The 13,552-nt window shown below is 73.8% G+C and carries 14 protein-coding genes; 7 read left to right on the top strand and 7 right to left on the bottom strand.

What is annotated here, in order from left to right; genetic code table 11:
- Positions 1-9: 9 nt before the first annotated feature.
- Positions 10-522, bottom strand: a complete 513-nt coding sequence (locus tag ACN9M0_RS27420; protein ID WP_366038554.1) for a hypothetical protein — start codon at positions 520-522, stop codon at positions 10-12.
- 108 nt (positions 523-630) lie between these two features.
- The gene (gene miaA / locus ACN9M0_RS27415) at positions 631-1,569 is read right to left on the bottom strand and encodes a tRNA (adenosine(37)-N6)-dimethylallyltransferase MiaA (RefSeq protein WP_366038499.1); all 939 of its coding nucleotides are present in this window, start codon (positions 1,567-1,569) and stop codon (positions 631-633) included.
- 140 nt (positions 1,570-1,709) lie between these two features.
- Here miaA and ACN9M0_RS27410 point away from each other — a divergent pair, with 140 nt between their 5' ends.
- Positions 1,710-1,985: a hypothetical protein gene (locus tag ACN9M0_RS27410; RefSeq protein ID WP_366038498.1), complete on the top strand. Its 276-nt coding sequence runs from the start codon at positions 1,710-1,712 to the stop codon at positions 1,983-1,985.
- Between the two features lie 84 nt (positions 1,986-2,069).
- On the top strand, positions 2,070-2,327 hold the full coding sequence (locus ACN9M0_RS27405; RefSeq protein ID WP_366038497.1) for an antitoxin: 258 nt from the start codon (positions 2,070-2,072) through the stop codon (positions 2,325-2,327).
- 83 nt (positions 2,328-2,410) lie between these two features.
- Here ACN9M0_RS27405 and ACN9M0_RS27400 read toward each other — a convergent pair whose 3' ends face one another.
- Both ACN9M0_RS27400 and miaB read right to left on the bottom strand, forming a co-directional pair.
- A complete protein-coding gene (locus ACN9M0_RS27400; protein WP_426404356.1) occupies positions 2,411-3,127 on the bottom strand; it encodes a class III extradiol dioxygenase subunit B-like domain-containing protein in 717 nt (238 codons plus the stop codon).
- Positions 3,128-3,625: 498 nt separating this feature from the next.
- On the bottom strand, positions 3,626-5,155 hold the full coding sequence (miaB, locus tag ACN9M0_RS27395; RefSeq protein ID WP_426404355.1) for a tRNA (N6-isopentenyl adenosine(37)-C2)-methylthiotransferase MiaB: 1,530 nt from the start codon (positions 5,153-5,155) through the stop codon (positions 3,626-3,628).
- A gap of 183 nt (positions 5,156-5,338) precedes the next feature.
- Here miaB and ACN9M0_RS27390 point away from each other — a divergent pair, with 183 nt between their 5' ends.
- The 3 genes from ACN9M0_RS27390 (at position 5,339) to ACN9M0_RS27380 (ending at position 8,032) form a co-directional block, all read left to right on the top strand.
- Positions 5,339-6,049, top strand: coding sequence for a DedA family protein (locus ACN9M0_RS27390; protein WP_366038494.1), 711 nt, complete (start codon positions 5,339-5,341; stop codon positions 6,047-6,049).
- A 178-nt stretch (positions 6,050-6,227) separates the two neighbouring features.
- Positions 6,228-7,397, top strand: a complete 1,170-nt coding sequence (locus ACN9M0_RS27385; protein ID WP_366038493.1) for a sensor histidine kinase — start codon at positions 6,228-6,230, stop codon at positions 7,395-7,397.
- Positions 7,388-8,032, top strand: a complete 645-nt coding sequence (locus ACN9M0_RS27380) for a response regulator transcription factor (RefSeq protein WP_366038492.1) — start codon at positions 7,388-7,390, stop codon at positions 8,030-8,032. The genes ACN9M0_RS27385 and ACN9M0_RS27380 overlap by 10 nt, the downstream gene beginning before the upstream one ends.
- Before the next feature lie 188 nt (positions 8,033-8,220).
- Here the strand turns inward: ACN9M0_RS27380 and ACN9M0_RS27375 are convergent, their stop codons facing one another.
- The 3 genes from ACN9M0_RS27375 to ACN9M0_RS27365 all read right to left on the bottom strand — a co-directional run bounded on the left by ACN9M0_RS27375 (position 8,221) and on the right by ACN9M0_RS27365 (position 10,828).
- Positions 8,221-8,640 (bottom strand): tautomerase family protein, encoded by a 420-nt coding sequence (locus ACN9M0_RS27375; RefSeq protein WP_426404354.1) that lies wholly within the window; start codon positions 8,638-8,640, stop codon positions 8,221-8,223.
- Between the two features lie 73 nt (positions 8,641-8,713).
- The gene (locus ACN9M0_RS27370) at positions 8,714-9,643 is read right to left on the bottom strand and encodes a DMT family transporter (RefSeq protein ID WP_426404353.1); all 930 of its coding nucleotides are present in this window, start codon (positions 9,641-9,643) and stop codon (positions 8,714-8,716) included.
- 252 nt (positions 9,644-9,895) lie between these two features.
- A complete protein-coding gene (locus ACN9M0_RS27365) occupies positions 9,896-10,828 on the bottom strand; it encodes a LysR family transcriptional regulator (RefSeq protein WP_426404352.1) in 933 nt (310 codons plus the stop codon).
- 1,089 nt (positions 10,829-11,917) lie between these two features.
- Here ACN9M0_RS27365 and ACN9M0_RS27360 point away from each other — a divergent pair.
- Positions 11,918-12,130: a hypothetical protein gene (locus ACN9M0_RS27360; protein WP_426404351.1), complete on the top strand. Its 213-nt coding sequence runs from the start codon at positions 11,918-11,920 to the stop codon at positions 12,128-12,130.
- A gap of 257 nt (positions 12,131-12,387) precedes the next feature.
- A complete protein-coding gene (locus tag ACN9M0_RS27355; RefSeq protein WP_399699021.1) occupies positions 12,388-13,386 on the top strand; it encodes a TAXI family TRAP transporter solute-binding subunit in 999 nt (332 codons plus the stop codon).
- Positions 13,387-13,552 lie beyond the last annotated feature (166 nt).

The following is a 13,552-nucleotide window of genomic DNA, read 5'->3' as shown; positions in this document are numbered from 1 at the left end:
GTACGGGGCTCAGCGCAGGCGGGCGACGCGCCAGACGGCGAGGGCCACCAGGGCCGCGATCGTCGACACGTACAGCGCGAGGACGCGCCAGTTCGGGCGCTCCCCCGAGCCTCGCGGCGGAAGTCCCGGCCAGGTGTAGCCGACCTTGCGGGCGGCCATCATGCCCCAGCCCGCCGCGCAGGAGCTGATGAGCAGTCCGAGCATCGCGACGACGGCGCCGCCGTCCCCCGAGCCGAAGGCGAGCGGGAAGGCGAACATCAGCGAGCCCACGGCGGCCAGGCCCACGATCGGGGCGAGCTGCCAGATCCTCAGGCGGCGCTGCGGACGCAGCTCGACCTGGACCTCGTCGGCGTCGACCTCGACGGCGGTGCCCACGGCGTCGTCGGGACCGTCCGGGGTCAGGCCCGGGGCGCCGACGGGAGCGTCGTCCGTCGGATGGCCCGGAGTGTCGCCCGACGGATCCGCCGTCGGGTCACCCAGGGCCGCCTCGTGCTGTTCTCTGTCGCGAGGGCCGGCCTCCATCGCCACGCGCCCTCCCCACTCGGACTCCACTTGGTCGATCGATGCTCGATGATGGCACGCTCATGACCGCCGAAATGACGGGCAGTGCGTCCCGATGCCATCACGTGATCAGGCTGTAACCGCTCGTTCGACCAACGACAGCGCCTCCCGCGGGAGTTCCCCGCGGTGATCTGCGGCTCCACTGAGCCAGTGCACCCGCGGGTCACGGCGGAACCACGAGTCCTGGCGGCGGGCGAAGCGCTTCGTGGCGCGCACGGTCTCGGCGCGCGCCTCGTCCTCGGTGCACTCCCCCGCGAGCGCCGCGAGGACCTGCTGGTAGCCGAGCGCGCGGGCCGCAGTGCGCCCTTCGCGCAGGCCACGCGCCTCCAGGGCGCGCACCTCGTCGACGAGGCCGGCCTCCCACATGCGGTCCACGCGCGTGGTGATGCGTTCGTCGAGCTCGGGGCGGGCCACGTCGACGCCGATCTGGACCGTGTCGTAGACGGAGTCGGGGCCGGGGAGGTTGGCGGTGAAGGGCTTGCCGGTGATCTCGATCACCTCCAGGGCCCGGACGATGCGGCGTCCGTTGCTGGGCAGGATCGCGCGGGCCGCGTCGGGGTCGGCGGCGGCGAGCCGGGCGTGCAGGACGCCGGAGCCGCGCTCCTCCAGTTCCGCCTCCAGGCGGGCCCGGACGGCGGGGTCGGTGCCGGGGAACTCGAGGGCGTCCACGGCCCCCCGTACGTACAGCCCGGAACCGCCGACGAGGACCGGGGTGCGGCCGGCGGCGAGCAGGCGGTCGATCTCGGCGCGGGCGAGGCGCTGGTACTCGGCGACGCTGGCGGCCTCCGTCACGTCCCAGATGTCGAGGAGGTGGTGCGGGATGCCGCCGCGCTCCTCCGGCGTCAGTTTGGCGGTCCCGATATCCATCCCCCGGTAGAGCTGCATCGAGTCGGCGTTGACGACCTCGCCGCCGAGCTGCTGGGCCAGGAATACACCCAGATCGGACTTTCCGGCCGCCGTGGGGCCGACAACGGCGATGACCCGCGGGGCGGGAGCTGCGCTTCTCACTGTCCCAGTCTCGCAAACCTCCCGGCCCGTCCCCGAATGAGCTACGTGACGGGGCCTCATCCGGCTTCGTTGCCTGTTGCGAGGTTCCGGCCGTCGTTCACCGCCGAGCCCCTCCCATCCGAGTACGCTATGGAGTGAATATGGGCGTTTTCGCAATGTTTCGCCGTAAGAAGCAGGACGCGATCGAGGCCTCCCCGGAGGAGACCGAGGCCGTTGCTCCGGCGGAGGACGGGGTCGAGGCCCTGACCGCTCAGGCGGCTCCGGCGGCCGACGAGGCCGGGAGTGCGGACGGTGCCGAGGGCGTCGAGAAGGACGAGGTGACGGCCGGAGCGGTCCCCGAGGCCGTGGAGATCCCGAAGCAGCAGTCGGCCGAGGCCGCCGCCGACAACGAGGCGGGCGAAGGCGCCCGCAGGTAGGCCCCCGGGGTCCTGGGGGCGGCAGGACACGGAAGCACGACACGGAACACGGACCCCCGAGGGTCCGCGGAGGGAAGGTGCCCCATGGGTCTCCTGGATTCGTTGAAGGCCAAGCTCGCCCCGGCCAAGGACAAGGTCGCCGACCTCGCGCAGCAGCACGGGGAGAAGATCGACCATGGTCTGGACAAGGCCGCGAAGCTGGTCGACGAGAAGACCAAGGGCAAGTACAGCGACAAGATCCATTCCGGTACGGGCAAGGCGAAGAACGCCATCGACCGGATGGGTCACAAGGACGACGGCACGCCCGGGAGCGGTGCCGCGACGCCGCCGCCGGCCGCCTGACGAGCGGCGTCACCCGACAGTCCCTCCGCACGGCGGACGGCCGCGGAGCATCACGCTCCGCGGCCGTCCGCCGTTCTGTCTCCTCAGGACCAGGCGGCCACGAAGTACCCCACGCCGTACGGGGCGTCCTCGAAGAGCAGCCGGCCGTCGAGGCCGGCGCCCTCGGCGGCGCCCGCGAGGATCTGCCAGGGGGCGCGGCCGGCCGCCTTCAGCTCCGACGCGAGCCTTGCGTCGAGGGCCAGCAGCGCGGCCACGTCGGCCGTGCCCAGCGCCCGGGCGGCCTCCGCGTCGAAGCCGGCGGCCCGCTCGTCCAGGTAGCCGGGGGCCTTCACCGTCCGGCAGGCGCTGCCGTCGCCCAGTACGAGGAGGGCGACGCGCTCGGCGGAGGCCGCGAGTTCCCGTCCCGTCCCGGCGCAGTCGTCCGCCGTCGTCGCCTCGGCCACGCCCAGGCCCTCGATGGGCGCGTCGGCCCAGCCGGCCCGGGCCAGGAGCCAGGCGCCGACGGCGAGGGAGGTCGGGAGAGGGCGGCGGGCGGCGCTCACGGTCGGGGCTTCGCCGAGTCGTACGGAGAGGTCGACGCCGAAGCCGGCGAAGGAGCCCGTCGCGCCGGCCGGGTAGGCGCCGTGCGCGCCCTCGTCGGCCGGGCCGACGACGTACAGCCGGTCGGGGCGGGCGGCGGCGAGCAGCCCGACGGCGTCCGCGCAGGCCGTCCGCGCGGCGTCCAGCTCGGGGGCGGCGCCGGTCGCGACCTCGGGCACGAGGAGGGGCGGGCAGGGGCAGACGGCTGCGGCGACAAGCATGATCCGCAGCCTACTGCCCTACCGGGACGCGCCTCCGGCACCGCCGCCCCCGCCCACGCCCGTTGTGGGCATTCGTTCCGCTGGGGCGTTGGGGGTGCCTTCTGCTCGAGCGAAGCCGAGAGCTCGGGGGAGGGTGGGCACAACGGACGGCGCCCTCTGCCGGGCCCAGGCTCCCGCGCCCGAACCCGCGCCGCAGGTACGGCGCGCAACGTGGTGCGGGTCAAGGCGCAGAGGGCGGAGGCGCCCGCAAGGGCGACGTCCCGTGTGCCCACCCTCCCCCAAGCTCTCGGCTTCGCTCGAGCAGGGGGGACCCCCATCGCCCCAGCGGGACGATTGCCCACACGGGCGGTGGGCGGAGGCGGGAACCCGGAGCGGGCTCGGCGCCCCGCGGGCACGGCCCCCGCGCCCCGGCGGGCGGCGAGCCCGCAGACGGGTGCGGGCCCGCGCCGGGGGCCGTTCGGCCGGGTTCCGCGGAGGCCGGGTCCCGGCCGTGGTGCGTCAGTGAGTGCCGCAGGCCGGGGCGTCGGACGGCGGGAGGGGGGCCGGGGCGCCGATGGTCGGGAGGCCCAGGAGGACACCCGCCGGCTTCGCGGTGGCCGCGTTCGTGCGCTTCTCCCAGGCGTCGCCCGCACGAGTGCGGCGTACCGATGCGACGGGCCCCTCGGCGAGCAGGTGGTGCGGGGCGGCGTAGGTGATCTCGACGGTCACCACGTCGCCGGGGCGGACGTCCTCGTCCGGCTTGGTGAAGTGGACGAGCCGGTTGTCGGGGGCGCGGCCCGAGAGGCGGTCGGTGGCGCCGTCCTTGCGGCCCTCGCCCTCGGCGACCATGACCTCCAGGGTGCGGCCGACCTGCTTCTTGTTCTCCTCCCAGGAGATCTCCTCCTGGAGCGCGACGAGCCGCATGTAGCGCTCCTGCACGACCTCCTTGGGGATCTGGCCCTCCATGTCGGCGGCCGGGGTGCCGGGGCGCTTGGAGTACTGGAAGGTGAAGGCGTTCGCGAAGCGGGCCTCGCGGACGGCGTGCATCGTCTGCTCGAAGTCCTCCTCGGTCTCGCCGGGGAAGCCCACGATGATGTCGGTGGAGATGGCGGCGTGCGGAATGGCCGCGCGGACCTTCTCGAGGATCCCGAGGAAACGCTCCTGCCGGTAGGAGCGGCGCATCGCCCGGAGGATCGAGTCCGAGCCGGACTGCATCGGCATGTGCAGCTGCGGCATGACGTTCGGCGTCTCGGCCATGGCCGCGATCACGTCGTCCGTGAAGTCACGCGGGTGCGGGGAGGTGAAGCGGACGCGCTCCAGGCCCTCGATCTGCCCGCAGGCGCGCAGCAGCTTGCTGAAGGCCTCGCGGTCGCCCAGGTCGGAGCCGTACGCGTTGACGTTCTGGCCGAGCAGGGTGATCTCGCAGACGCCCTCGGCGACCAGCGCCTCGATCTCGGCGAGGATGTCGCCGGGGCGGCGGTCCTCCTCCTTGCCGCGCAGGGCGGGGACGATACAGAAGGTGCAGGTGTTGTTGCAGCCGACGGAGATCGAGACCCAGGCGGCGTACGCGGACTCGCGGCGGGTGGGCAGCGTGGAGGGGAAGGCCTCCAGGGACTCGGCGATCTCGATCTGCGCCTCTTCCTGGACGCGGGCGCGCTCCAGGAGGACGGGCAGCTTGCCGATGTTGTGCGTGCCGAAGACCACGTCGACCCAGGGGGCCTTCTTGACGATGGTGTCGCGGTCCTTCTGGGCGAGACAGCCGCCGACGGCGATCTGCATGCCGGGGCGCGTGGTCTTCATCGGGGCGAGCCGGCCGAGGTTGCCGTACAGCTTGTTGTCGGCGTTCTCGCGGACCGCGCAGGTGTTGAAGACGACGACGTCGGCGTCGCCGTCCGCGCCCTTGGGGGCCCGGACGTAACCGGCCTCTTCCAGCAGACCGGAGAGCCGCTCGGAGTCGTGGACGTTCATCTGGCACCCGTAGGTCCGGATTTCGTAGGTCTTGGATCCGTCAACGCTCACTGCGGTGCTCCGGTCGCTGCTGCTCGTCATGCGTCCAAGGGTAGGCGGTCCGGGGAGAGGCCCTGTCCCACGCGGGAGCCCGTCCCGCCCCTGCGGTTTTCCGCAGGGAGGCCGGGCGGGAAGCCTCGTACCGGGGGCGAGCTGGGATTTCTAGCGTGAAGGGGTGCCGGGGCGAGGGCCCCGGGAAGCCGCTCGTCACCCTGGAGACCCACCGTGCCGATCACCGCGCTCGTCTCTCACCCCACCCTTCCCCTGGCCCTGGCGGGGGAGCCCGCCGGCGGATTCGCCGGGTGGGCCGCGGGGCTCGTCGACACGATGGGCGGGCCCGGCGCCGGGCTCGCCATCGCGCTCGAGAACCTGTTCCCGCCGCTGCCCAGCGAGGTGATCCTGCCCCTGACGGGCTTCGCCGCCGGGCAGGGGGTGCTCAGCCTCGCCTCGGCGCTGTTCTGGACGACGCTGGGTTCGGTGGTCGGGGCGGTGGCCCTCTACTGGATCGGCGCGCTGTTCGGGCAGCGGCGGATGCACGCGCTCTGGGCCCGGCTGCCCCTGGTGAAGGTCTCCGATCTGGAGCGCACCGAGCGGTGGTTCGCGCGGCACGGCACGAAGGCCGTGTTCCTGGGCCGGATGGTGCCGATCTTCCGCAGTCTCATCTCCGTCCCGGCGGGGGTCGAGCGCATGCCCATGCGTGTCTTCCTCACGCTGACGACGCTGGGCAGCCTGATCTGGAACAGCGTGCTCGTGCTGGCCGGCTACTGGCTCGGGGACCGCTGGGACCTGGTCGAGGGGTATGTGGGCGTGCTGTCCAAGGTCGTCCTGGTCCTGGTCGTCGTGGCCCTGGCCGCGTTCCTCGCCGTACGGCTCCGGGGGCGCGGGCGGGTCGCCGAGCACGCCCGGGGCCGCGCCCAGCACCGGCGCAGCTCGTGACGGGGAGTGGGGCCCGTACCGTACCGACGCCCATGACCGGCGAGCCGGCGACCGTACGGACGCGCGTGGCCGGGAAACCGGCCCCCGTACCGTACCGACGCTCATGACCGGCGGGCCGGCGCCCGTCCCGTACAAACGATCTTGTACGGGTACGGAGCCGGCACTAGGCTCCGGGAGCGTGCGAGGCGACGAAGAGGACGGCGTGGGCGCCCGGTTGACGGGCCGGAGCCTCGCCGGTGTCCTGCTCGGCTGCCTGACCGCTCTCCTCGGCGCGCTCTTCTTCCTGGTCGCCGGAGCCGTCCTCGGCCCCTTCCTCCTCCGGCCCCGCACCCGGTCCCGCGCGCGGCGCGTCCTGGTGGCCGGGGCCCGGCGGCTCGCGGCCCTGGAGCGGGGGCGCCGCTCGGCCTTCTTCGGCGACCGGTTCCCCGGTCCGTACGAGGTCCCCGACCGGCGGCTCCTGCGCTACCTCGCGGCCCGTGTGGGGGCGGGCCTGGTGTCCGGGATCGTCCTCGGGCTCCTCGGTTTCGGCGTCGTCCTCGCGGTCCTGCTCGTCCGGGGTGTGGTCCGGGGCTCGCTCGACTGGTCCGAGCTCCTCGGTCAGCTGCTGCTCGGCGGCGTTCTGCTCTTCCTCGACGTCCAGGGCCTGTACGCGCTGACCGCGCTCGACGCCCGCCTCGCGCGTGCGTGCTTCGGGCCGTCCGAGCAGGAGCTGCTGCGGCGGCGGATCCACGAACTCGCCGTCAGCCGGGCCGCCGTGGTCCAGGCCGTGGACACCGAGCGCCGGCGGATCGAGCGCGATCTCCACGACGGCGTCCAGCAGCGGCTCGTGGCCCTGGCCATGCTGCTGGGCCGGGCGCGCCGGGGCCGGGAACGCGACCCGGAACAGGCCGATGCCCTGCTGCTGCAAGCACATCGGGAGGCCCGGGACGTGCTGGCCGAGCTGCGGGACGTGGCCTGGCGGGTGTACCCCGCCGCGCTGGACAGTCTCGGCCTCGAAGAGGCGCTCGGCGGGGTGGCGCAGCGCTGCGGGATCCCGCTGCGCGTCCGCTTCGAGGCGGGGGACGCGCCGCTGCCCCGGCCGGTGGAGACCGCCGCCTACTTCGTGGTGTCGGAGGCCGTCACCAACGCCGCCAAGCATTCCGCCGCCTCCGCCGTCTCCGTGCGCGTGACGCGGGTCGGCCCGCTGCTCACCGTGCGGGTCGAGGACGACGGCAGGGGTGGCGCGGACCCGGCCGGCAGCGGTCTGACCGGGCTGCGCAGCCGGGTCGCCGCGCTCGACGGGACCCTGCGCGTCGACAGCCCCCTCGGGGGACCCACCACTCTTGTCGCGGAGCTGCCGTGCGCGTGATCCTGGCCGAGGACTCGACCCTGCTGCGGGAGGGCCTGGTGCGGCTGCTCGTCGAGGAGGGCCACGAGGTCCTCGCGGCGTTCGGCGACGCGGAGAGCCTCGTCGCCGAGGTGGAGGCGCGGCGCCCGGACGTCGTGGTCGCCGACATCCGGATGCCGCCGACCCACACCGACGAGGGGCTGCGGGCCGCCGTGGAGATCCGCGAGCGGCTGCCGGAGACGGGGGTGCTCGTGCTCTCGCAGTACGTCGAGCGCAGCTACGCGGCCCGGCTCCTGGCCGCCGGCGCGGAGCGGGTCGGCTACCTCCTCAAGGACCGGGTCGCCCAGGTCGAGGAGTTCCTCGACGCGTTGGAACGGATCCACGCGGGCGGGGCGGCGATCGACCCGGAGGTCGTGCACCAGCTCGTCGTACGCAGCGCCCACGCCGATCCGCTGGCCCGGCTCACCCCGCGCGAGCGGGAGGTCCTGGAGGTGCTGGCCCAGGGGTACACGAACGCGGCCATCGCCCGGCAGCTGCACCTCTCGCTCAGCGCGGTGGAGAAGTACCTCAACGCCGTCTTCGACAAGCTGGAGCTCCACCGGACCGACGGCTACAGCCGACGGATCCTGGCCGTGCTGCGCTACCTGGAGGCCTGAACCCATTCGGTCAGCACCTCGCCGGTGAGCCGTTCTCCAGGGGCCGACCGGCGTTCGGGGCGGTCGCGGCGGCGGGCGTCCTGTCGGCCCTTACAACATCGGGCGCACGCCGCGTGGGGACGGAAATGCAACGGCGCCCCCACCGTGAATGCGCGGTGCTGCACCGTTCGCCGACAGGGATACGGAGTTCAGCTCTCCAGGGCTGCCTCGGCGACGAGTTCGCCGATCTTCGCGCGGCGGGTCAGTCCGCCGTTCACGGCCCAGTTCCCCTCCGGGATCTCGTTGACGACGAGCCAGACGAGGGTGTCGGGCCCCGTCGCCTCGCGTACGTGCCGGGTGACCTCGACGGACAGCGCCTCGTTCCGCTCGGGCGTGAGGAAGCCCTCCAGGGGCGTGACCTCGACCAGGACGCCCGGGGGCCGGCCGGCGCCGGTGGTCGCGAGCCCCTTGGCGGCCTCGCGGACGTACAGCCAGGTGGCGGCGGCGAAGAACTCGGTACGGGGCAGCTCCATGGCCGTCAGCACGGCGTCGGCGACCTGCTGCTGCAGGACCTCCGCGGCGGCCTCGGAGAGGGTGCCCTCGGGAACGGTTATCTCGACCAGCGGCATGACGACTCCCCAGCGTGTGGTGGACAAGTGCGGGTAGGGCGGACGGATCAGCAGGCCGGCGCAACGCGTGCGGCTAATCGGCGGCGGCCGGTACGGGTACGGGTGCGGCCTCGGGCGCCGGTTCGGCCGCCGGGCGGGGCTTGCGGCGGAGCAGACCGGTGGCGGTGAGCACGGCCACCGCGCCCAGCCACACGGTCCAGCCGAGCGGCTCGCGGAGCACGACGGCGCCGAGCACCACGGCCACGGCGGTCATCAGGTAGGCGACGGTGGAGGCCACGGTGGGCCCGTCCTTGGTGATCAGCTCGAAGTTGAGCAGCGCGGCGAAGCCGGTGCAGACCACGCCGAGGACGAGGACCGAGACCACCGAGTCGACCCGCCAGGTCACGGCCTGGAGCCCCAGGAACGGGAACGCCGCGAGCAGGAGCACGGTCGCCGCACCGAGCTGCCCGCCCGCCAGCATCAGCGGCGGAATGCCCTTGCCCACGAGGAACTTGCCCATGTACGCGAAGCTGGCGCCGAAGCTGATCGAGCCGAGGACGAAGCAGAGGATGCTCCCGCCGGTGCCCGCCGAGACCGCGTTCCACGGAGAGGCGATGAGCGCGGTGCCGCCGAGGCCGAGCAGCACCCCGCCCGCCTTGAAGGCGGAGACCCGCTTCTCCTGGCCGAGGAGCAGTGCGGCCGCGAGGGTCCAGATGGGCGCGCTGCCGTTGACGACGGCGGCGACGCTGCTGGAGCCGGCGATCTCCCCCTCGGCGTACAGGGTCCACGGGACGGCGTTGCCGAGGAGCGCGGCGACGGTCAGATGACCCCAGACGGCCGGGGCCTTGGGCAGCCGCAGCCCCTTCGCGTATCCGATGGCGAGGATGACGACGGCGCCGAGGGCGAGCCGGATGAGGACCATCTGCACGGGCGAGAAGCCGTATCCGGCGATCTTGATCCACAGGAAGACGGAGCCCCAGATGAGGCTCAGCGCGGCCAGCCGCGTGTACGTGGCTTTGGACATGGGTGAACCCGATCCAGGAGGAGAGAAGTCGGCGGAGGAGGGGCGCGGGAAGTGGTCCGCGGCACGGGATCGAGCCTCGCAGCGGCGGCCGGACGGGTCCAGCAACGGCTCGTGGACGGTACCTTCCACGAGCCGTGGCGAATCGTGTCCGCCGGCGGTGGCGAATCGCGCTCCACCGGCCGTGGGGACTTATGCTCCGCCGGCCGTGGCGGACCATGTCCCGCCGGCCGTGGCGAATCGTGTTCCGCCAGGTCAGACTGCGACGGCCGCCCTGGCCACCGTGCGGAGCGCGTCCAGGACGGCGGCGATCTCCGGGGAGGTCTGGCTGCCCTCCCGTACGGCCGCGAAGACCGTGCGGGACGGGGCGTGTTCGCTGAACGCGCGGATCGTCACCTCGGGCCGTGGCGCCGGCTTGGCCATCCGCGGGACGAGCGCGACCCCGAGGCCGAGCCGCACCGCCGTGAGCGTGGCGTCCCAGTCACCGATGGTGTGGGAGGCCCGCGGGGCGAACCCGGCGGCCGTACAGGCGGCGACGCCGATGTCGTGGCACATGCCCGTGGTCGCGAAGATCCAGGTCTCCTCGGCGAGGTCGGCGAGGAGCAGCCGGGAGCTGCCGAGAAGCCGGTGGCCCTCCGGCAGGGCGATGTCGAAGGGGTCTTCGCAGAGCGCGACCCGGTGGAACCGCGCGTCGAAGCGCCCGTCCTCGCCCACCGCTCCGGGGCGGTGCGCGGTGTCCGTGGAGATGACGACGTCGGTCTCCCCGCGGTGCAGCAGGGAGAAGCTCTCCGGCGGGTCGACCTCGGCGAGCGAGGTCCGCAGCAGCGGCCGGGTCTCCCGCAGGCTCGCGACGGCGGGCAGGATCAGCGCCGAGAGGGTGGTGGAGAAACCGGCCACCGCCACCTCGCCGCGCTCGCCGCTCTGGTGCGCGGCGAGCTCCGCGCGCATCTGCTCGACCTGGGTGAAGACGGCGTCGGCGTGCCGGAGCACGATCCGCGCGGCGCCGGTGAGGCGCAGCCGGCGTCCGGACGGTTCGGTGAGTGGGACGCCCAACTCCCGTCCCAGGGCGCTGATCTGCTGCGAGACGGCCTGCGGGGTGAGGTGGAGCGCCTCGGCGGCCGCGCTGACGGTGCCGCGCTCGCTGAGCTCCCTGAGCACGCGCAGCTTCCGCAGGTCCGGATCGGCCACGTTCCGCACCCCCTCCCCCTCACCGTCTCGTCATCGTACGCAGCCGGTGTCCACGTCGATGGCCTCCTTGACGAGTGCCTCCAGGACGTCGAGGTCCCATGCGGTGCGGCCCTCCTCCCGACAGCCGCCCGGACAGGTGGGGTCGAGGACGACGGCGCCGTCCCCGCGCGGACTCCGCGGAGCCGCTGCCGGAGGGTGTTGCCGTCCTTCTGGAGCCGGTCCGGTCGGCGCCCCCTCCTCGACGGCGCCGGAGACGGTGGACGGGGCGAGGGGGGCCGTGAGGCCGAGGCTCAGGGCGCGCGCGGGCGGCAGGGCGCGGGGAGTCGGGCTTGCACTCCTCGCCGCACGCGACCGGGGCCAGGGGGGTGACAGGGACAGCAGCCGTCGGCACACGACGTGCCGATGCCTTCACTGCCGGCATGGAAACTCCCTTGGGACAGGGGTGAGTTGGTGAGCTCGGATGGGGACGCCAGGGGCGGACAGGGGACTGTCCTCAAGATCACCGAGCGGGATTCGACGCTAGCCGCCGGGGCCCCTGCGGCCCGGCACGACACACGGCGCGGCGCGCTCCGACGGGCCCGCTCACCGCTTCGGCGGAGCGCACTCGGGGCCACCCCGAGCGGGCGGATCCGGTGTGTCCGCGGACCGCTCCCGGGGCCCGCGGGTCCACCCGTTCGTAGGGAATCCGGAACACGGAGGAGAGGGCGGGCGACCGTGCGCGACGGGGCGCTCACTCCCCCGGCCGCCGCCGTACGGCCGCCCGCCGGGCCCGGCCACGAGGACCCCTTCGGGGCGCGGCCGGAGCGCGAAACACGCCCCCTGGACGCGACCCTGAACGGGCGTCCGTCAGACGGGTGTTTCAGCGGTGCCGGCTCGCCGCGGTGATCATTCTCGGCCAGTCCGATCTTGTGCCCGGCGGCCCGTCCCGGTCGCCGCACCCGCCGTGGGCGCCCCATGCCCACGCGCCCCGGCACGGCCTGTCCGCATGCCCCACGCCCCCGGCCCGCGCGCACCTCCGCCCTGCCCGCGGAGCCGCCGTCCGACCGGGCGGAGCGCTCCCGCAGGTCCCCGCCGAAGGAGAGCAGAGCCATGTCCCGTACACGCCGCGGTCCCCTGCGTACGCCCTTCCGCGGCCTACCGCTCGCCGCCGCCGTCCTCATGGCCGCCGCCGCAATCGCCGCCGCGCCGGCGCTCGCCCCGGCCGCGAACGCCGACGAGGGCAATCCGACCGTCCTGAGCCGGGGCGCGGGCCGCACCGGCCGGCTCGGCAACGGAACGACGGTCTCCGGTTCGAGTCGGTGAAGATCATCGACGAGGGCTGGGCGATCAGGGACGTCGCCGTCTCCCTGGGCGGCAGCACGACGTACGCGTACTGAGGCCGGCGCCGGGGGCACCCGCCCGGGGCCCCTTACCCCCAGGCCGGGGCCTCACCGCCGGGCCAGGCGGACCTCTCTCCGGGGACCGCGCGGGCCCCTCGGCGGGGGCGACGCGGCCCCTCGGCGGCGGCCTGGGACCGGCGATCCTGGCCAGGGGCGGCGGTGAGCTGGCAGGATCGCTGCATGTTCGCCTCGCTCTCCCGTGCCGCCCGCCGCCGTGTCCTCGCGGTCTCGGCCGCGCTGCTCGCGCTGTGCGGAGTCCTTGCGTGGTGGCTGATTCCCTTCGGTTCCTCCGTACCCAGCGGCTCGGTCACCTTCAGTACGGGGGTCCCCACCGGCGTGTACCAGAGGTACGGGCGGCTCCTCAAGAACGCCCTGGCGCAGGACCTGCCCGAGGTGTCGATAAAGCTCAAGGACAGCGAGGGCTCCCAGCAGAACCTGGCCAGGGTCGCGACGGGCGAGGCCGACTTCACGATCGCGACGGCCGACGCGGTCGCCCAGTACCAGCGCGAGCGCAGGCCCGGCTTCGAGCGGCTGCGCGGCTGCGCACGGCTCTACGACGACTACGTACAGCTCGTCGTGCGCAAGGGTTCCTCGGTGCATAAGGTCCAGGACCTGCGCGGGCTGCGGGTCGGCGTGGGCCAGGACGGGTCCGGCGTACGGCTGATCGCCGACCGGGTCCTCGCGGCCGCGGGCCTGACCCCCGACCGGGACGTCGTACCGGTCTCGGCGGGCATCAACACGATGCCGGGGCTCCTGGAGCGGGACCAGCTCGACGCCTTCTTCTGGTCGGGCGGACTGCCCACCCAGGCCGTGCAGGAGCTGTCCGAGCGCTTCCCGGTCCGGTTGATCCCGCTGGACGCGCACCTGGTCGACCGGCTGCACGACGTCGGCGACTCGACCCGGCACTACCGGTCGGCGGCGATCCCGGCGGACACGTACGCGAAGGCCCAGGACGGGCGGCCGATCGAGACCCTGGCGGTGGCGAACCTCCTGGTCACCACGGTGGACGCCGACGAGGACCTGGTGGAGGGCTTCACCCGTACGGTGATCAGGAGCCGGGACGGGATCGGTCGCCAGGTCCACCCGGCCCAGCTGGTGGACCTGCGCACCGCGGTCTACACCGAGCCCCTGAAACTCCACGACGGCGCCCGCCGCTACTACCGCTCGGTGAAGCCCTGACGGCTGTCTCGTACACCGCTCGGTGAAGCCTGACGGCTGTCTCGTACACCGCTCGGTGAAGCCCTGACGGGGCTGTCTCGTACCACCGCCCGGTGAAGCACTGACGGCCCTCCCGTGGCCACCGCCCGGTGAAGCCCTGACGGCTCCCCCGTACCACCGCCCGGTG

It is taken from the genome of Streptomyces sp. R-07 (assembly GCF_049913175.1).
In the GTDB taxonomy this organism is placed as follows: Bacteria; Actinomycetota; Actinomycetes; order Streptomycetales; family Streptomycetaceae; genus Streptomyces.
Note: the sequence above shows the minus strand (reverse complement) of the source record. Positions and strands in the feature narration are given on the sequence as shown.

What these genes read in the sequence shown, in the direction of transcription:
- ACN9M0_RS27375 (WP_426404354.1), bottom strand. Translation starts at nt 8,640, where the DNA reads ATGCCGCTGGTCGAGATAACCGTTCCCGAGGGCACCCTCTCCGAGGCC.
- ACN9M0_RS27420 (WP_366038554.1), bottom strand. Translation starts at nt 522, where the DNA reads ATGGAGGCCGGCCCTCGCGACAGAGAACAGCACGAGGCGGCCCTGGGT.
- ACN9M0_RS27355 (WP_399699021.1), top strand. Translation starts at nt 12,388, where the DNA reads ATGTTCGCCTCGCTCTCCCGTGCCGCCCGCCGCCGTGTCCTCGCGGTC.
- ACN9M0_RS27370 (WP_426404353.1), bottom strand. Translation starts at nt 9,643, where the DNA reads ATGTCCAAAGCCACGTACACGCGGCTGGCCGCGCTGAGCCTCATCTGG.
- ACN9M0_RS27410 (WP_366038498.1), top strand. Translation starts at nt 1,710, where the DNA reads ATGGGCGTTTTCGCAATGTTTCGCCGTAAGAAGCAGGACGCGATCGAG.
- ACN9M0_RS27360 (WP_426404351.1), top strand. Translation starts at nt 11,918, where the DNA reads ATGTCCCGTACACGCCGCGGTCCCCTGCGTACGCCCTTCCGCGGCCTA.
- ACN9M0_RS27405 (WP_366038497.1), top strand. Translation starts at nt 2,070, where the DNA reads ATGGGTCTCCTGGATTCGTTGAAGGCCAAGCTCGCCCCGGCCAAGGAC.
- miaB (WP_426404355.1), bottom strand. Translation starts at nt 5,155, where the DNA reads ATGACGAGCAGCAGCGACCGGAGCACCGCAGTGAGCGTTGACGGATCC.
- ACN9M0_RS27400 (WP_426404356.1), bottom strand. Translation starts at nt 3,127, where the DNA reads ATGCTTGTCGCCGCAGCCGTCTGCCCCTGCCCGCCCCTCCTCGTGCCC.